This is a genomic window from Virgisporangium ochraceum (assembly GCF_016863655.1).
GTDB classification, from domain to species: Bacteria; Actinomycetota; Actinomycetes; order Mycobacteriales; family Micromonosporaceae; genus Virgisporangium; species Virgisporangium ochraceum.
In genome coordinates, this window is sequence record NZ_BOPH01000066.1 from 11,862 (window position 1) to 28,809 (window position 16,948).

A 16,948-nucleotide genomic window follows, 5' to 3' on the forward strand; every position below is an offset into this window, starting at 1 on the left:
CGCCGACCAGGGCCCGAGGTCGCCGGGCCGGGCCGGTGGGAGCGTCGAGGGCATGACTGTTGCGATTGTTACCGGCGCCTCCCGCGGGCTCGGGTTCGCGCTCGCCGAGGGCCTGGTCGACACCGGATGGCGGGTCGTGGTCGACGGCCGCGACGAGGCGGCCCTGCGCGCCGCCGCCCAGCTGCTCGGGCCGTCGGCGGTGGCGGTCGCCGGCGATGTCACCGATCCCGGGCACCGGGCGGCGCTGGTCGCCGCGGCCGACGACCTCGGCGGCGCGCGGCTCGTGGTCAACAACGCGGGGATCCTCGGGCCGAGCCCGCAGCCGCCGCTCGCCGAGTACCCGCTCGACGTGCTGCGCACCGTGTACGAGGTGAACGTCGTGGCGCCGCTCGCGCTGGCCCAGGCCGCGTTGCCGGGGCTGCGGGCGCGCGGCGGCGCGCTGGTGAACATCACGTCCGACGCGGCCGTCGAGGCGTACGAGGGCTGGGGCGGCTACGGGTCGGCGAAGGCCGCCGTCGAGCAGGCGAGCCGGATTCTCGCCGCCGAGGAGCCTGGCGTGCGGGTCTGGTGGGTCGACCCGGGCGACCTGCGCACGCGGATGCACCAGGAGGCGTTCCCCGACGAGGACATCAGCGACCGGCCGGAGCCGGCCACCGTGGTCCCGGAGTTTCTGAAGCTCCTGAAGAACCGCCCCGCGTCGGGTCGCATCAGGCTCGCGGCATGAAGACGCTGTGGCTGCCCTACGTCGTCGCGGACCTGGCCGCGGCGAAGGGCTTCTACACCGACCACCTTGGACTGTCCGAAGTGGACAGCTGGGAGCACCCGAACGAGCGCGGCAGCGTGCTCCGCGCCGCCGAGGGCGCGGTCATCGAACTGGTCGAGGCCGCCGGGCCGCCGCGGCCGCCGCCGTTGGCCTTCGAAGTGGACGGCGTGCGCGCGGTCGACGCGTACGCGCGGACGCTCGGCGGGACGCCGCACCGCTACCCGCGCGGGCACCACGGGTTCGAGGTCCCCGGCCCGGCCGGAGCCACCATCATGATCTGGAGCGAACGATGACCGTAATCGACTTCGCGCTACCGTCCACATTGGAGGCACGCGAGCCGCCGGAGGCACGCGGCCTCGCCCGCGACGGGGTGCGGCTGCTCGTCGGTGATGGAGACGGCGTGCACCACCACATCTTCTCCGACCTGCCGGCGCTGCTGCGCCCCGGCGACGTGCTCGTGGTGAACACCTCGGGCACGTTGCCGGCCGCGTTGCCGGTGCGGGGGAAGCCGTTGGCGCTGCACTTCTCCACCGAGCTGGCCGACGGCCGGTGGCTGGTGGAGCTGCGCCGCAACGCCGGCAAGGCCACCGCGCCGTACCCCGACGGCCGGGCGGGCGAGACGTACCCGTTGCCCGGTGGCGCGAGCGTGACCCTCACCGAGCCGTACAGCGCGGGCCGGCTGTGGGCGGCCACCGTGGAGGTCCCCGGGACCGTGACCGGGTACCTCGGCCGGCACGGCCGACCGATCCGCTACGACTACGTGCCGCGCGACTGGCCGATCGACCTCTACCAGACCGTGTTCGCGCAAACGCCGGGCAGCGCCGAGATGCCCAGCGCCGGCCGGGCGTTCACCGACCGCCTGGTGACCCGGCTCGTCGCGAACGGCGTGCAGTTCGCGCCCGTCCTGTTGCACACCGGCGTCGCGAGCCCGGAGGCGCACGAACGTCCCTATCCCGAACGCTTCTCGGTCTCCGCGACCACCGCACGGGTCGTCAACCGGGCCAGGCACGACGGCGGCCGCGTGATCGCGGTCGGAACGACCGCGGTGCGCGCCATCGAGACCGCCGCCGACTCCTCCGGCGCGGTGCGGCCGGCGGAGGGCTGGACCGACCTGATCGTGACGCCCGAACGGGGGGTGCTGGTCGTGGACGGGTTGCTGACGGGGTTCCACGAACCGCGCGCGTCACACCTGGACATGCTCGCGGCGGTGGCCGGCACCGACCTGCTGGCGCGCTGCTACGCGGCCGCGGTCGACGCCGGCTACCTGTGGCACGAGTTCGGCGACCTCAACCTGCTGGCACCTCGAAGCCCACGGGCGCGCTGACCGACCGTCCATCGTGGACCATCACGCGGGCGCGGCCGGCGTTCTTCGCCTCGTACAGGGCGGCGTCGGCGCGGGCGACGAGCCGCTCCGGTGCCTCGTCGCCGGTCCACGCGGCCACCCCGCCGGAGAACGTCTGGCCGAGCGGGGTGGCGGCGAGCACGCGCTCGAGGAGCCGCGCCGCGGCCGTCGCCGACATGCCGGTGATGCAGACGCCGAACTCCTCGCCGCCGTAGCGGGCCAGCAGGTCGGTGTCGCGCAGCTGCGCCCGCCACGCGGCGGCCGCCTCCTTCAGCAGGCGGTCGCCGGCCTGGTGGCCGTACCGGTCGTTGAACCTCTTGAAGTGGTCGAGGTCCAGTATCGCGACGACGATCTCCGTGCCGGCGCGGCGGGCGTTGGCCATCCGGCGGGCCAGCTCCAGGTCCCAGGCCCGCCGGTTCGGGACCCCCGTGAGCGCGTCGTTGTGCGCCAGCGCGTCGAGCTGCTCGGCCTGGTCCTGCACCTGCGACACCAGCCCGAACATGCGCGCGAGCACCAGCAGGAACAGGATGATCGCGCAGGCGCTGACCGCCTCCCAGGCGATGTCGTCCGCGACGAGGCCCTGCTCGATGAGGATCACCGGGGCGAGCAGCGTGGTGGCGGTCAGCAGGATCGCCCGTCGCGCGGTCAGCCGCTCGGCCCGCTCGGGCGCGGTCTCCGACAGCGACCTCATCGACGGGTGCAGGGCCGAGGCGGCGCAGAGCACGTAGGACGACAGCCAGCCCAGGTCGATCAGTCCGCCCTCGTACACGCCGACGATGGTGACGTACGTGTAGAGGATGTCGACGACCAGGAGCACGAGCAGCGACGACACGAGCAGCCGGTAGCTGCCGGTGCGGGCGCCCGGCGCGATGACCAGCCGGGCGAGCAGGGCGAGCAGAGCGACGTCGCCGATCGGGTAGGCCATCGAGGTCAGCCGGCCGAGGACGGTGTCGTCGGCGGCCATGGTCTCGCGCATGATGAAGACCCACACGAGCAGGGTGAGGCCGGTCGCGATGATGCTCGCGTCGATCAGCCCGGCCCGGTCGCGGCCGGTGGTGCGGCCCCGGATGAGCACGAGCAGCGCCGCCGCCATCACCGGGTAGCCGAGCACGTACACCGCGTCGGACTCCGACGGCCACGGGTTGCGGTCGAGCACGAACCTGTTCACGCCGTAGACGATGTCGCCGACCGCCCAGATGCCCTGCCCGGCGGCGAGCAGGTACCAGAGGCGGGCCTTGGCCGGCCGGTGCAGCCGGATGCCTACGACGATCAGAACCGGGGTCAGCACCGCGACGGTGTTGTAGTAGACGTTCGCCGGTCCCGTGTTCTGTGGCAGCAGGAAGTACCCGCCGATCGCGGCGGCTCCGAACGCCAGCCAGTACATCCACAGATTCCGGGGGAGGCTCATGTTCTCGTGATCGGCGGCCCCCGGCGTGCCTGAAGTGTTAACCAGGGGCGGTTCGGGCGGACGCCTGCCTATCCTTGCCGGGTCATGTCCACGGAATCCCGCTCCCGCAGCCACCGCCTGGGCGATCTCATGATCGCCGACGAGCGGCGGCTCCGTCGTCGTCTCGACGGTGCCCGCAAGGCGCGCGACCGCGCCGCGGCGATGGCCGCGATCGACGCCGACATCGCGGCGGCGGCCGACCGGATCGAGCGCCGCCGCGGTGCTGTGCCGCGCGTCACGTACCCCGAGGCGCTGCCGGTCAGCCAGCGCAAGGACGAGATCGCCGACGTCATCCGGGCCAACCAGGTGGTGATCGTCGCGGGGGAGACCGGGTCGGGCAAGACCACCCAGCTGCCCAAGATCTGCCTGGAGATCGGCCGCGGGGTGCGCGGGATGATCGGCCACACCCAGCCCCGGCGTATCGCCGCCCGCACGGTGGCCGACCGGGTCGCGTCCGAGCTCGGCACGGATCTCGGCCAGGTTGTCGGCTACCAGGTCAGGTTCACCGACCAGACCCGCGACGACACGCTCGTCAAGATCATGACCGACGGCATCCTGCTCACCGAGCTGGCCCGCGACCGGTCGCTGTCCCGGTACGACACGATCATCATCGACGAGGCGCACGAGCGCAGCCTCAACATCGACTTCATCCTCGGGTACCTCAAGCAGCTCCTGCCCCGCCGGCCCGACCTCAAGGTGATCATCACCTCGGCCACCATCGAGACCGACCGGTTCTCGCAGCACTTCGACGACGCGCCGGTGATCGAGGTGTCCGGCCGGACCTACCCGGTGGAGATGCGGTACCGGCCGCTGGTCGACCTCGACCGCGAGGAGGAGCCGCGCGACCAGATCGAGGCGGTCTGCGACGCGGTCGACGAGCTGGCCGTCGAGGGCCAGGGCGACGTGCTGGTGTTCCTCAGCGGCGAGCGCGAGATCCGCGACACCGCCGACGCGCTGGGCAAACGGAACCTGCGCAACACCGAGGTCCTCCCCCTCTACGCCCGGCTGTCGATCGCCGAGCAGCACAAGGTGTTCGCCCCGCACGCCGGCCGGCGCATCGTGCTCGCCACCAACGTCGCCGAGACCTCGCTCACCGTGCCGGGCATCCGCTACGTGGTCGACCCGGGCACCGCCCGCATCTCGCGGTACAGCAGCCGCACCAAGGTGCAGCGGCTGCCGATCGAGCCGGTGTCGCAGGCGTCGGCGAACCAGCGGGCCGGGCGGTGCGGGCGGGTCGCGGCGGGCATCTGCATCCGGCTGTACTCGGAAGAGGACTTCGCGAACCGGCCCGAGTACACCGATCCCGAGATCCTGCGGACGAACCTCGCGTCGGTGATCCTGCAGATGGCCTCCCTCGAGCTCGGCGACATCGCCGCGTTCCCGTTCATCGACCCGCCCGACAAGCGCAACATCACCGCCGGCACGCAGCTTCTCGAGGAGCTCGGTGCGCTCGACGGGAGGCGGCTGACGCCGCTCGGCCGCAAGCTCGCCCAGCTGCCGGTCGACCCGCGGCTGGCCCGCATGGTGATCGAGGCCGACCGCCTCGGCTGCGTCGGCGAGGTGCTGGTGATCGCGGCGGCACTGTCCATTCAGGACCCGCGTGAGCGGCCGGCCGAGAAGCAGCAGGCGGCCGACGAGAAGCACGCCCGCTTCACCGACCCGACGTCGGACTTCCTGGCCTACCTGAACCTCTGGAACCACGTACGGGAACAGCAGAACCAGCGCTCCTCCAGCGGCTTCCGCCGGATGTGCCGCGACGAGTTCCTCAACTACCTCCGGGTGCGCGAGTGGCAGGACCTGCACGGTCAGCTGAAGCAGGTCGCGCGGACGCTGAACATCACGCTGACCGACCTCGCGGAGCCCGACCCGGCGCGGGTGCACACCGCGCTGCTGGCGGGGCTGCTGTCGCACGTCGGCCTGAAGGAGGGCGACCGCAACGAGTACCTCGGCGCGCGCGGCACGAAGTTCGCCGTGTTCCCGGGTTCCGCGTTGTTCAAGAAACCGCCGCGGTGGGTGGTGTCGGCCGAGCTGGTCGAGACGTCACGGTTGTGGGCCCGGGTCAACGCGCGCGTCGAGCCCGAGTGGGTCGAGCCGCTCGCCCAGCACCTGGTCAAGCGCACCTACAGCGAGCCGCACTGGAGCTCCAAACAGGGCGCGGCGATGGTCTACGAGCGGGTCACGCTGTACGGGGTGCCGCTGGTGGCGCAGCGCCGGATCCTGCTCGCCGGCGTCGACGCGCCGCTCGCCCGGGAGCTGTTCATCCGGCACGCGCTCGTCGAGGGCGACTGGCAGACGCACCACAAGTTCTGGACCGACAACAGAGCGTTGCTGGAAGAGGTCGCCGAGCTGGAGGAGAAGACCCGCCGGCGCGACATCGTCGTCAGCGACGAGGTTCTCAACGACTTCTACGACAAGCGGATCGGCGCCGAGGTCGTATCGGCGCGGCATTTCGACACGTGGTGGAAGAAGGTCCGGCGCGAGCAGCCGGACCTTCTCACGTTCACCCGCGAAATGCTGCTGAACGCGATCGCGGCCGGCGTGAGCCCCGACGATTTCCCCGGCACGTGGACGCCCGGCGGTCTCGACCTGCCGCTGACGTACCGCTTCGAGCCCGGTGCGGCCGATGACGGCGTGATCGTCGACGTGCCGCTCGCGCTGCTGGGGCAGATCTCGCCCGGGCCGTTCGAGTGGCAGGTGCCGGGCCTGCGGGGCGAGGTCGTCACCGCCCTGATCCGGTCGTTGCCCAAGCCGGTGCGGCGGCACTTCGTCCCGGTGCCCGACACGGTGGCCGACGTGCTCGGTCGGCTCGGCGACCCCACCGATGAGCCGCTGCTCGACGCCCTGGAGTACCACCTGCTGCGCCTCACCGGCGAGCAGGTCGCGCGCGAGGACTGGGACTGGAGTCGCGTCCCCGACCACCTGCGGATGTACTTCCGGGTGCGTGACGAGAGCGGTCAGGTGCGCGGCCAGGGCCGCGACCTCGCCGCGTTGAAGGCGTCGCTGCGGGGCGAGGTCCGTGCGGCGGTCGCGGCCGCGGGTTCCGAGCTCGAACAGAGTGGACTGCGTGAGTGGACCATCGGAGCGCTTCCCCGCGAGGTGACGCGGGAGCTGGCGGGCTTCGCGGTCACCGCGTACCCGGCTCTGGTCGACGAGGGCGACAGCGTGGGCGTCCGGCTGTTCGAGACACCGGGGGAGCAGGCCGCGCACATGTGGACCGGCACCCGGCGCCTGCTGCTGCTGACGGTGCCGTCACCGCTCAAGCAGGTGCTGGGTCGGCTGTCGAACCACGCGAAGCTGGCGTTGGGGCGCAACCCGCACAAGGGTGTGCCCGACCTCCTCGACGACTGCGTGGCCGCGGCGCTCGACAAGCTCGTGGCCGACGCCGGTGGCCCGGTCTGGGATGACGTCTCCTTCGCCGCGTTGCAGGACAAGGTGCGGCCGCAACTGGTCGGCACCGTGGTCGACACCGTCGGCAAGGTGACGCCGATCCTCGGGCTCGCCTACGTGGTCGAGCAGCGCCTCGCCCCGCTGGCCGGCTCGGTCCCGTCGGCCGTGCTCGACGTCCGGTCGCAGCTGAAGGCGTTGGTGTACCGCGGTTTCGTCACCGCGACCGGCTGGTGGCGGCTGCCCGACCTGCCCCGGTACCTGCGCGCGATCGAGAAGCGCCTCGACGGCCTGCCCGACAGGGCCGGGCGCGACGCCCAGCTCATGGGCCAGATCCAGCAGCTCGAGCGGGAGTACCGCGAGCTGCGCGGCCAGGTGCCGATGAGCGGCGACCTGCTGCAGATCCGCTGGATGATCGAGGAGCTGCGGGTGAGCCTGTTCGCCCAGAACCTCGGCACGCCGTACCCGGTCTCGGCCACCCGGATCTACCGGGCCATCGACCAGCTGCGCGCCTGACTACCGCTTCGCACCTTTCCGCGACCGTCGACCGGAACCGGCCGGACGAACCCTGGTGTTCGTCCGCGTCCCCCGGCCGAAGGTTGCCCCCTCATGCGTCGCATCGCTCTTGCCCTGCTCGCTGTTCCGGCCCTGCTTCTGACCGGGACCCCCGCCACCGCTTCCGATGTGACCGTGTCGGACGTCACCGCCTACGCCGTGGGCGGCACCGCCCGGCAGTGGGTTAACGTCCGAAGTGGACCGTCGACCACCGCGCCGTCGGTGGGTTCGCTCTCGGGCGGGCAGGCGGTCTCCATCCTGTGCCAGGAGGTGGGCACGAACGTCAACGGGCCCGGTGGCGCGACGACGGTGTGGAGCCGTCTCAGCGGTGGCCGGTACGTGTCGAACTCGTACGTCAGAGACGTCGTCGGCGAGCCGGTGAAGTGCGACGAGATCGCGGTCACCGCGGCGTCCCGGCAGTGGGTGAATGTCCGGAGCGGACCGTCGACCACCGCGCCGTCGGTCGGCTCGCTCTCCACCGGGCAGGGCATGACGATCCTGTGCCAGGAGGTCGGTGCGACGGTCACCGGTCCCGGCGGGTCGACGAACGTGTGGAACCGCATCGGCGAGGGCCGGTACGTGTCGAACTCGTACGTGAAGGACGTCGCCGGCTTCCCGAACCGGTGCAACACCCCGATCGAGGTCGTGCCGGTGGCGCCGGTGGTTCCGGCGCCGAAGCCGGGCCTCACCGCCGAGCAGACCGCGTTCATCACGCTCGTCGCCGGTCCCGCGATGCACAACTTCCGCGAGTACCGCGTGCCCGCGTCGGTGATCATGGCGCAGGCGATCCTGGAGTCCGGCTGGGGCCGGGGCGACCTTCCCCGTACCGCGAACAACTACTTCGGGATGAAGTGCCCGCTCGGCAAGGTCACCGGAACCGCCATCGGATGCCGCAGCTTCCCGACCAAGGAGTGCGACGCCACCGGCTGCCACCCGGCGCTCGAGGCGTTCAAGGTCTACTCCTCGACGCTGGACTCGCTGCGGGACCACTCGCTCACGCTGTCGAGCATGAAGCGCTACGCGCCGGCCTTCACCTACTCGAACAACCCGAACCAGTTCGCCGCCGAGGTGCACAAGGCCGGGTACGCGACCGACCCGAACTACACCTCATTGCTGACGGGCATCATGACCAAGTACGACCTGTACCGCTATGACAGGTGACCGACCCCTACGGAGGGAATCAGGGTTAACTCCGGTCCACGAACCGGATGGGTTTTCGGCGCCAACGACCGAAGCTGATGCCATGGCGATCCGCGAAGCACTACCGCAGATTGTTCGGGGGGACCAACCGCAGCCGACCGTTCCGCGCCAGGCGCGGCCGCCCCGAACGTCCACATTGGACAGCACACCTCCTCCGGTGCGCCGGGTACGGCTGCTGCCGCAGATCGCGGTCGTGGCCGCGGCGGTGGCGGTCTACTTCCTGGTGCGCGGTGCGACCCACAGCGACCCGGCGACCGCCGTCAGGAACGCGCACCGCGTCATCGGCTGGGAGCGCTGGCTCGGGATCTACCACGAGCCGGCGCTCCAGCGGGACCTCGCCTCCTCGGAGGCCGTGCGCACGGTCCTCAACTGGGTGTACATCTGGGGCCACTGGCCGGTGATCGTGGCGGCGTTCCTGATCCTGGCCCGCCGCAACCCGGCCGTGTACTACCGCCTCCGCAACGCCATGATGCTGTCGGGTGCCGTCGGTTTCGCGTTCTTCGCCCTGTTCCCCGTGGCCCCGCCCCGCCTGGCGGACCTGGGGATGGCCGACACCGTGACGCTGACCTCCCACGCGTACCGGGTCCTGCAGCCGGCGGTCTTCACCAACCAGTTCGCGGCGATGCCCAGTCTCCACGCCGGCTGGAACCTGCTCATCGGACTGGCGATCCTGGCCGCCGCCCGGCGCCCGCTGATGAAGGCCGTGGGCGTGATCCTGCCGATGGCGATGATCGCCACGGTGGTGCTGACCGCCAACCACTACCTCCTGGACGTGGTCGTGGGCGTCTCCCTGACGACGACGTGCTGGGTCCTGGTCGCCCTGCCCTGGCGCCGGCTGGTCGTTCGGGTGAAGGCCACCGGCACCCGCGGACGGCGTCCGGCCGCCGAGAAGATTCTTCCGACGGCGGTGTCGAACTAGGCGGGGCCCGTCCGACGCGGTGGTAGAGACTGGGGCCGAGCCTGGCCCCCGCGAAGGATGGAGAGAAGTCCCATGCGCTTCATGCTGCTGCTCAAGGGTGACCCGCAGGTCGACGCCACCGAGGGGGTGGCCGCCGACGCGGTCGCGGGGCCGTTGCCGCCCACCGAGTTGATCCAGGGTATGAACGACTACATGGCCGAGCTGGTGAAGGCCGGGGTGCTGCTGGCCGCCGAGGGGTTGTTCGACAGCTCGCAGGGCGCCCGCGTGGTGTACGCCAACGGGCGCAAGAGCGTCGTCGACGGGCCGTTCGCCGAGGCGAAGGAGCTCGTGGCCGGGTTCTACATGATCCAGGTCAGCTCGAAGGAAGAGGCCATCGAGTGGGCCAAGCGGTGTCCGGTGGAGCTGGCGGTGCAGGGCACCAACCAGGAGGCGGTCATCGAGATCCGGCAGGTGGCCGAGATGGACGAGCTGCCCACCGCCACCCCGGAGCAGATCGAGGAGGAGCGGCGCCTCCGGGAGCAGCTTCCATCGTGACGATCGGCGCGAAACCGGTAGGAAAACTGTCGTAGCCCTTCGATACCCTGCGTCCTAGATCCAGATCGTGGGGTGAAGGGCGGTAGAGGTGGCGCGCACAGCGCGGCAGCGAGAGCGGCAGCGGCGGGCCCGGGTCCGCAGGATCAAGCGGTTCCTGCGGAAGCGGGTCCATCCGCTGGTGTGGCTGGTGGTCGCCGCGGGGGTCGGGTACGGGCTGTTCGAGGCGTACCGGTACACCCGCCGCAACCCGTGGCAGGTGGGGCTCGGCGCGCTCGCCGTCGCCGCCGTGGCGGCCGGGATCTGGTACCTGGTGTACCGGCTGCGCAAGGCGCGGCGCCGGGGGCGGCGGCTCGGCAGCGGCATCGACACGATGACCGGTCCGGAGTTCGAGCAGTACGTCGCCGGGCTGATGCGACGTACGGGTTTCCGCGCTGTTCAGGTCACCGGGCAGGCCGCCGACCTGGGCGCCGACATCACGGCGGCCGCGCCCGACGGACGCCTGGTCGTGGTGCAGTGCAAGCGGTACACCGGCAGCGTGGGCAGCCCGCACGTGCAGCGGCTCAACGGAACGGCGTGGACGATCCACCGGGCCGAGGTCACGATGCTGGTCACCACGGGGCGGGTCACCGCGCACGCGCTCGACCTCGCGGTCCGCTGCGGCATCATGGTGGTCGACCGGCCGGCGCTCGCGTCGTGGATCTCGTCGAACCAGCCGCCGGCGCTGCCCCGGCAGCGTCAGCCGTAGGGAGTCACGACGTGACCACGGGGTCCCGGCGCGAGGTCGCGGCCTGACGGAACACCGCGGCCAGCTGCTCGGGTGCCTGCGGCCGGTGGTACAGGAACCCCTGTGCGCGCCGGTACCCGAGGCCCCGTAGCAGGTCGGCCTGCTCGGGTGACTCCACGCCCTCGGCGACGACGTCGAGGTCCAGCGCCTGCGCGATCTGCACCACGGCCGTGGCGACCGCCTTCTGACGGGTCACCGTGGTGATGCCCTCGACGAACGAGCGGTCCAGCTTCAGCGACGTCACGGGGCAGGTCAGCAGCAGGCCGAGCGACGACGCGGCGGTGCCGAAGTCGTCCAGGGCCAGGCGCACCCCGAGCGCGCGCAGCTCGTGCAGCGTGCGCATCACCTCGGGACCCTCCAGCGCGGCCGTCTCGGTGATCTCCAGCGTGAGCCGGCCGGCGAACAGCCCGGCGCACGCCAGGGCGTCGGCGACCTCGTCGACGAAGCCCGGCTCCTGGAGCTGGCGTCCGGCGACGTTGACGTTCATCGACACCGGGGCGTCCGGCCCGTACGTGTCGACCCAGCCGGCCGCCTCCCGGCAGGCCTCGCGGAGGACCCAGCTCCCCAGCGGGACGACCAGCCCGGTCCGCTCGGCGACCGGGATGAACTCGCCCGGCGGCACCATCGTCCCGTCCGGCCGGACCCACCGCACCAGCGCCTCCGCGCCCATGATCCGGCCGTCGTCGATGCGCACGATCGGCTGGTAGACGACCCGCAGCTCGCCGTCGTCGATCGCGTCGCGCAGCCGGGCGCCCATCTCGGCCGTCTCGACCAGGCGGGTGCGCATCTCCGGTTCGTACCGCACGGCGGTGCCCTTGCCCCGGTCCTTGCCCTCGTACAGGGCGATGTCGGCGTGCCGGAGCAGGGAGTCGAGGTCGTCGCCGGGGTCGGCGGCCGCGGCACCGATGCTGGCGCGTACCAGCAGCGTCTGCTCGCCGATCGTGGCCGGGGTGCTGACCGCCTCGAGGATGTGGTGGGCGACCGCGTCGACGTCACTGTCGCCGCAGAGGAGGATCGCGAACTCGTCGCCGCCGAGCCGCGCCACCAGGTCGGTGGGACCGGTGGCCTCCCGGAGCCGGCTGGCGACGGTCACCAGGAGTCGGTCGCCGGCGGCGTGGCCGAGCGTGTCGTTGATCGTCTTGAAGTCGTCGAGGTCGATGAGGAGCAGGGCCATCCGCTGCGCATGGTCACCGGCGAGCAGTTCCGCGGCCCGCTCGGCGAGCCCGGCCCGGTTCAGCAGCCGGGTCAGCGCGTCGTGGGACGCCTGCTCCACCAGGCGCCCCTCGTGCTCGGCGAGCTCACGCAGGGTCAGCAACTGGCGCGCGACGACCAGGGTGATCGTCCCGACGGTGCCGACCACGACGCCCCACAACCCGGCGCCCGCGTCGGAGGGCAGGCTCGCGATGAGGGCGCCGGACGTGGCGGTGATCGCGATGTACGGCAGCGCGCTGAAGTGCCGGGCCGGCCGGGTCGCGAACACTTGCGGGTCGCGACTGGCCTGGAGGTGCTGGATCACCGGACCGGCGGCCGCGACGATCGACGGCAGCACGCGGATCAGGTACCCGGCCGGGCTGATGGGCTCGCCCGGCTGCAAGGGCATCACGAACACCGCGACGCACTGCAGGAACAGGGCGGCGAGCATCGGCGCGGCGGCGAACTGGGTCAGCGGCGCGGCCCGGCTGAGCACCATCCGCACGGCCGCGAACAGGGTGATCAGCACCGCGCACGCGCCGCCGAGGATCGCGGCGACCTCCGCGCTGTCGTGGGCCTGGTGGGTGCCGAACGCCAGCCACCAGGCGAGCACTCCGCCGCCGATCAGCACCGTCACCGAGTCGAGCCACCACCGCAGCCGTTCGCGGCCGCGTCCGGCACCGGGCGCGTAGGTGAGCATCACACCGGTGAACGCGGCGATCGCGATCACGAAGCAGACGCTCTGCACCGGTCCGCCGCCGACGTACTCGGGCCGCGGGTCGAGGACGACCGTGATCGTGTGAATGGTGTCGCCGACCGTGATCAGCGCGGCGCCGAGGCTCAACGTGGTCCAGAAGCGACGCGCGCGGACCGTGATGCCGCGCACGGACCGCACCCGCCACGAGAACACCGAGAGCGCCGCGTCGACCGGGATCTGCAGGAGCCAGAGGACCGTGACGCGCGTCGCGACGCTGCCGGCACCGGACAGGAAGAACGCGCTGGCGAGCAGGGCGTAGCACAGCAGGCCGACGAGCACCGGATCGCGCCACAGCGCTCTCTCGCCCTGCCCCGCGTGCTTCACAGACCACCCGTTCCCGAGAAGAATTCCCGGTGGTGGATTCGACCCGATACGGCCGGACTTAAGTTGTCTGCGGGAGCTATGCGGTGTCGAGACGTACCGGCATCAGCAGCGAGTACATGTCGGCCGGTCCGCCGGCCGGTCGCAGCACCATCGGCTGCGCCGGCTCACGCAGTTCGAGCATGATCCGCCGGTCGCCGGCGGCCGCGAGCGCCTGGGCCAGGAACCGCGGGTTCACACCGATGCGGGCGGCGCCGGCCACCGGCTCGCCGGTCTCCACCCCGACGCTGTCGTCGGTGCCGACCGACAGGACGGCGACCGCGCCGTCGCCCGCGGCGGCCAGGTCCTCCCGCAGCCGGTGTGCGTTCACCGGCACACTCCGGGTCGCGGCGCGCGGGAGGAGCCGGCGGTAGTCGGGGTAGTCGTGCGGGAGGGCGGTGCCGGTGACCTCCCGCTCGCCGGCCCGCACCGTGATCCGCCCGCCGTCGACGGTCACCTCGGCGTTCACCTCGTTGGTGCCGGCCGCGCTCCTCGACGCGGCCGTCGTCCCGACGGTGCCGGCCGCGTCGAGGAGCGCGCGCACCCGGTCGACGAACGGGGTCGGCGCGATGGCACTCGTCCCCCCGGAGCCGGCAGCGGCGACGCAGGGCGCCGCGGCCACGGCGAGGCGGAACCGGTCGGTGGCGACGAGCCGCACCGCATCGGAGGCCAGCTCGACCAGCACGCCGGCGAGCATCGGCAGCTCCGGGTCGGATCCGACCGCGAACCGTACGGCGTTCAGGGCGCCGGCCAGGTCGGCCGCCCGGACGGTGGCGGTGGTACCCATGGGGAGCTCCTCCGGCTCGATCAGACCGCGGACCTGGGAGAGCTCGTGCCGCGCGTCGGCCAGACCGGTCTCCAGCCGCCGCAGGTGCCCGTCGATCAGCGCCGTTGCCACCTCTGCCGGCCCGGCGAGCACGCGCCCGATCTCGGCGACCGGCATCGCGACCCGCCGCAGGGCGGCCACCACGCGGGCCGGGCGCACCTGGCCGGCCAGGTACCACCGGTACCCGGTGGCGGCGTCGACGTGGGCGGGGCGCAGCACACCGGCGCGGTCGTAGAACCGCAGCGCGCTGGCGCTCAGTCCGCTGGCCCGGGCCAGCTCACCGATGCTGAGGAGGTCGCTCTCCACGGCGTCAGATGCTGAGCCTTCACCCTTGTTGAAGGTCAAGCCACTCCCTCTCCAGCACGGCGTAGAGCTCGTCGTTGGTCCACTCGCCCTTGGACCAGACGCTCTCCACGGTGAGCCCCTCGCGGCGCATGCCCACCCGGCGCAACAGGGCGGCCGACCGGACGTTGCGGTCGTCGCACGCCGCGGTGACCCGGTGCTTGCCGCGCTCGAGGAACAGGTAGTCGAGCAGGCGGCGCACCGCCTCGGACGCGTAGCCGCGGCCCTGGCTCGACGGGGCGAACGTGAACCCGATCTCGGCCTGGCGGGGATCGTCGGCCCGGACGTGGACACCGCAGTCGCCGATGAGCTCCTCGGAGCCGTGCAGGGCCACCGCGAACTGGTACCACTCGCCGGGCGTGTCGGGGTGCAGGGTGCTGAGGTCGGCGAACATGCGTTCGGCGGCGTCCAGCGGGTAGGGCGCCGACCAGGTCTGGTAGCGGGCCACCTCGGGGTCGCTGCGGTAGGCGGCGAACGCCGGCAGGTCGGCCGGGCGGAACCGGCGCAGCACCAGCCGCTCGGCCGCGAGCACGGTGAAGTCGACGTGCGCCATCAGGCGGTCCGGACGATGCGGGCCGTGGCGGTGGCCGTGGCGACGACCTTGCCCTCGGGGTCGCGCAGGTCGCCCTCGAGGAACGCGATGGTGCCGCCCCGGTGGACGACCCGCCCGGTGCCGACCAGCCGGCCGGGGCGGGCCGGGCGCAGGAAGCTCACCTTCAGCTCCAGCGTGGGCGCGAACTGGGTGGGCTCCAGCGTGGCGACCAGCGCCGGGCCCAGGGTGTCGTCGAGCATCGCGGCGAGGAAGCCGCCCTGGATGTTGCCCATCGGGTTGCGGAACTCGGGCGCGGCCTCGAACGCGACCCGGATCGTTCCGGCCGCGGGATCGACCTCCTCCAGGTGCCAGCCGAGCGTGCGGGCGGCCGGCGGCGCCTGCGTGCGTCCGGCCACGAAGTCCCAGAAGGGCTCTTCTCTCTCCATAGCTGTGTTGCTAACACACACGTGCGACGTTTATCGCGGCGGTTCGGGGTCGCGGCCGCGGGCGGCGCGGCCGCCGTCGACGGGTACGACGGTGCCGGTGATGAAGCTGGCGTCGGGGGACAGGAGGAGCGCGACCGCCGCGGCCACCTCGTCGGCCCGGGCGACCCGGCCCAGCGGCTGCAGCGCGGCGATCTCGTCGGTGACGGCCGCGGCCTCGGCGGGGTCGAGGCCGTCGAGGTACTCCGTCCAGCGTTCGGTCTCGACCGAGCCCGGCGCGACCGCGTTCACCCGGATGCCGTGCGGGCCGTACTCGACCGCGAGCGCGCGGGTGAGGCCCTCGGTGGCGGCCTTGGCCGTGGCGTACGGCAGGCAGCCCGGCACCGGCCGCTGTGCCTGGTGCGACGACACGTTGACGATCGCGCCCGGCGTGCCCGCCGCGAGGAACCGGCGCACGGCCACCGTGCAGCCGACCAGGGCGAGGTTCAGGTTCGTCGTGATCAGGCCGAGCACCTCGGCCGGGCTCGCCGAGTGCACCGACGCGTCGCGGAACACCGCGGCGTTGTTCACCCACCCGGTGAGGGTGCCCGCGAGGTCGGCCGCGCGTTCGCAGACGGCCTCGTCGGTGGCGTCGCCGGTCACCGTGATCGCCCCGTCCGGGCCGTCGGAGGGGTCACGATCGACGGTGACCACGTGAGCGCCGTCGGCGAGCAGCCGTTCGACGATCGCCCGGCCGATCCCGCGGTTGCCGCCGGTCACCACAAAAGCTCCACGCATTCCGACCACGGTAGTTCCGGATTCGCGGTTAGCCTGGCGCTGTGACCGACGCGCCGCCGCGGGCCGGGCTCCAGGGCAGCACCCGCAGTCGAACTGTGGTGATCTTCCTCACCGCGCTCCTGTTCGGCGTGCTGCTGTGCGGCGGTGGCGGGCTGTGGGCGCTGTTCCACGTGCTGCCCGGCGACGACGCCGACCGGTCGGAGGTCACGCGGGTGGCCAACGCCTACCTCGACGCGTGGCAGCGGCAGGACGTGGAGGCCGCGATCGCGCTGCTGCACGACCCGAAGGTGAAGGACCCGACGGAGTTCGCCGCGCTGCTGCGCACCATCGGCGTGCGTGCGTACCGGGTGACCGGGGTGGTGCTGACCAACCCGGAGAAGTGCAGCGGCCAGAACTGCCCGGCCGGCCGGGCCACGGTGACCGCCGAGCTCACCACGGCCAGCGGCGCCACCGGCGTGCTGATCCCCATGATCAAGAAGCAGGACGACTGGTTCCGCAAGGACGGCGACCTCTGGCACGTGGCCGGCGGCGAACGCTACCTGTGCCGGGCGGACCAGCCACCCCGCGACGACCCGACCTGCTAGCGCCTGTTTCGTCGATTCGTACGCAGTCGTGGTGTGTTGATCGTTGTTTGAGGAACGGAACTGCAGCGGGGCTGCACGTTCGTTCCGCGGACGACGATCAAGGCGGCCGGTACAGACCCGGTGGGCGGATGTGCGGTAACGGACAGTGGCGACGGAGATCCGTCCGGGCCAAAATGTCGGCTTTGCCCATGCGCGCCCCCTCTCCGCC

At 72.2% G+C, this 16,948-nt stretch carries 15 protein-coding genes; 9 read left to right on the forward strand and 6 right to left on the reverse strand.

What is annotated here, in order from left to right:
- Positions 1–52: 52 nt before the first annotated feature.
- Genes Voc01_RS22805 through Voc01_RS22815 form a run of 3 tightly spaced genes read left to right on the forward strand, consistent with a single transcriptional unit; the run spans position 53 to position 2,087 of the window.
- Complete coding sequence (locus tag Voc01_RS22805) at positions 53–724, forward strand: SDR family oxidoreductase (RefSeq protein WP_203929547.1); 672 nt, start codon at positions 53–55, stop codon at positions 722–724.
- Complete coding sequence (locus Voc01_RS22810; RefSeq protein WP_203929548.1) at positions 721–1,056, forward strand: VOC family protein; 336 nt, start codon at positions 721–723, stop codon at positions 1,054–1,056. The genes Voc01_RS22805 and Voc01_RS22810 overlap by 4 nt, the downstream gene beginning before the upstream one ends.
- A complete protein-coding gene (locus Voc01_RS22815; protein WP_203929549.1) occupies positions 1,053–2,087 on the forward strand; it encodes an S-adenosylmethionine:tRNA ribosyltransferase-isomerase in 1,035 nt (344 codons plus the stop codon). The genes Voc01_RS22810 and Voc01_RS22815 overlap by 4 nt, the downstream gene beginning before the upstream one ends.
- On the opposite strand, the gene Voc01_RS22820 is transcribed toward Voc01_RS22815, so the two are convergent.
- Positions 2,050–3,513: a GGDEF domain-containing protein gene (locus Voc01_RS22820; protein WP_203929550.1), complete on the reverse strand. Its 1,464-nt coding sequence runs from the start codon at positions 3,511–3,513 to the stop codon at positions 2,050–2,052. The two genes, Voc01_RS22815 and Voc01_RS22820, sit on opposite strands and share 38 nt — an antisense overlap.
- 84 nt (positions 3,514–3,597) lie before the next feature.
- Here Voc01_RS22820 and hrpA point away from each other — a divergent pair, with 84 nt between their 5' ends.
- The 5 genes from hrpA (at position 3,598) to Voc01_RS22845 (ending at position 10,889) form a co-directional block, all read left to right on the forward strand.
- Positions 3,598–7,452: an ATP-dependent RNA helicase HrpA gene (hrpA, locus tag Voc01_RS22825; protein ID WP_203929551.1), complete on the forward strand. Its 3,855-nt coding sequence runs from the start codon at positions 3,598–3,600 to the stop codon at positions 7,450–7,452.
- A 93-nt stretch (positions 7,453–7,545) separates the two neighbouring features.
- The gene (gene gsmA, locus Voc01_RS22830) at positions 7,546–8,652 is read left to right on the forward strand and encodes a sporangiospore maturation cell wall hydrolase GsmA (RefSeq protein WP_203929552.1); all 1,107 of its coding nucleotides are present in this window, start codon (positions 7,546–7,548) and stop codon (positions 8,650–8,652) included.
- A 196-nt stretch (positions 8,653–8,848) separates the two neighbouring features.
- Positions 8,849–9,610 (forward strand): phosphatase PAP2 family protein, encoded by a 762-nt coding sequence (locus tag Voc01_RS22835; protein WP_239160410.1) that lies wholly within the window; start codon positions 8,849–8,851, stop codon positions 9,608–9,610.
- 72 nt (positions 9,611–9,682) lie between these two features.
- Entirely contained in the window at positions 9,683–10,144 is a 462-nt protein-coding gene (locus Voc01_RS22840; protein ID WP_203929554.1) for a YciI family protein, read from the forward strand.
- 88 nt (positions 10,145–10,232) lie between these two features.
- Positions 10,233–10,889: a restriction endonuclease gene (locus tag Voc01_RS22845; RefSeq protein WP_203929555.1), complete on the forward strand. Its 657-nt coding sequence runs from the start codon at positions 10,233–10,235 to the stop codon at positions 10,887–10,889.
- Positions 10,890–10,893: 4 nt separating this feature from the next.
- Here Voc01_RS22845 and Voc01_RS22850 read toward each other — a convergent pair whose 3' ends face one another.
- The 5 genes from Voc01_RS22850 to Voc01_RS22870 form a co-directional block, all read right to left on the reverse strand.
- Complete coding sequence (locus tag Voc01_RS22850) at positions 10,894–13,200, reverse strand: putative bifunctional diguanylate cyclase/phosphodiesterase (RefSeq protein WP_203929556.1); 2,307 nt, start codon at positions 13,198–13,200, stop codon at positions 10,894–10,896.
- A 76-nt stretch (positions 13,201–13,276) separates the two neighbouring features.
- Positions 13,277–14,368, reverse strand: a complete 1,092-nt coding sequence (locus Voc01_RS22855; RefSeq protein ID WP_203929557.1) for a DNA polymerase III subunit beta family protein — start codon at positions 14,366–14,368, stop codon at positions 13,277–13,279.
- Between the two features lie 19 nt (positions 14,369–14,387).
- Positions 14,388–14,957 carry a GNAT family N-acetyltransferase gene (locus tag Voc01_RS22860; RefSeq protein WP_203929558.1) on the reverse strand — a complete coding sequence of 190 codons (570 nt, stop codon included), beginning with the start codon at positions 14,955–14,957 and terminating at the stop codon, positions 14,388–14,390.
- Positions 14,957–15,382, reverse strand: a complete 426-nt coding sequence (locus Voc01_RS22865) for a PaaI family thioesterase (RefSeq protein WP_203929559.1) — start codon at positions 15,380–15,382, stop codon at positions 14,957–14,959. Before Voc01_RS22865 ends, Voc01_RS22860 begins: the two co-directional genes overlap by 1 nt.
- Before the next feature lie 30 nt (positions 15,383–15,412).
- Positions 15,413–16,156, reverse strand: coding sequence for an SDR family NAD(P)-dependent oxidoreductase (locus tag Voc01_RS22870; protein WP_203929560.1), 744 nt, complete (start codon positions 16,154–16,156; stop codon positions 15,413–15,415).
- 41 nt (positions 16,157–16,197) lie between these two features.
- Between Voc01_RS22870 and Voc01_RS22875 the strand changes: the two genes are divergently transcribed.
- Positions 16,198–16,740: a hypothetical protein gene (locus Voc01_RS22875; RefSeq protein WP_203929561.1), complete on the forward strand. Its 543-nt coding sequence runs from the start codon at positions 16,198–16,200 to the stop codon at positions 16,738–16,740.
- Positions 16,741–16,948 lie beyond the last annotated feature (208 nt).

What these genes read in the sequence shown, in the direction of transcription:
- hrpA (WP_203929551.1), top strand. Translation starts at nt 3,598, where the DNA reads ATGTCCACGGAATCCCGCTCCCGCAGCCACCGCCTGGGCGATCTCATG.
- gsmA (WP_203929552.1), top strand. Translation starts at nt 7,546, where the DNA reads ATGCGTCGCATCGCTCTTGCCCTGCTCGCTGTTCCGGCCCTGCTTCTG.
- Voc01_RS22860 (WP_203929558.1), bottom strand. Translation starts at nt 14,957, where the DNA reads ATGGCGCACGTCGACTTCACCGTGCTCGCGGCCGAGCGGCTGGTGCTG.
- Voc01_RS22810 (WP_203929548.1), top strand. Translation starts at nt 721, where the DNA reads ATGAAGACGCTGTGGCTGCCCTACGTCGTCGCGGACCTGGCCGCGGCG.
- Voc01_RS22865 (WP_203929559.1), bottom strand. Translation starts at nt 15,382, where the DNA reads ATGGAGAGAGAAGAGCCCTTCTGGGACTTCGTGGCCGGACGCACGCAG.
- Voc01_RS22840 (WP_203929554.1), top strand. Translation starts at nt 9,683, where the DNA reads ATGCGCTTCATGCTGCTGCTCAAGGGTGACCCGCAGGTCGACGCCACC.
- Voc01_RS22815 (WP_203929549.1), top strand. Translation starts at nt 1,053, where the DNA reads ATGACCGTAATCGACTTCGCGCTACCGTCCACATTGGAGGCACGCGAG.
- Voc01_RS22805 (WP_203929547.1), top strand. Translation starts at nt 53, where the DNA reads ATGACTGTTGCGATTGTTACCGGCGCCTCCCGCGGGCTCGGGTTCGCG.
- Voc01_RS22870 (WP_203929560.1), bottom strand. Translation starts at nt 16,156, where the DNA reads ATGCGTGGAGCTTTTGTGGTGACCGGCGGCAACCGCGGGATCGGCCGG.
- Voc01_RS22820 (WP_203929550.1), bottom strand. Translation starts at nt 3,513, where the DNA reads ATGAGCCTCCCCCGGAATCTGTGGATGTACTGGCTGGCGTTCGGAGCC.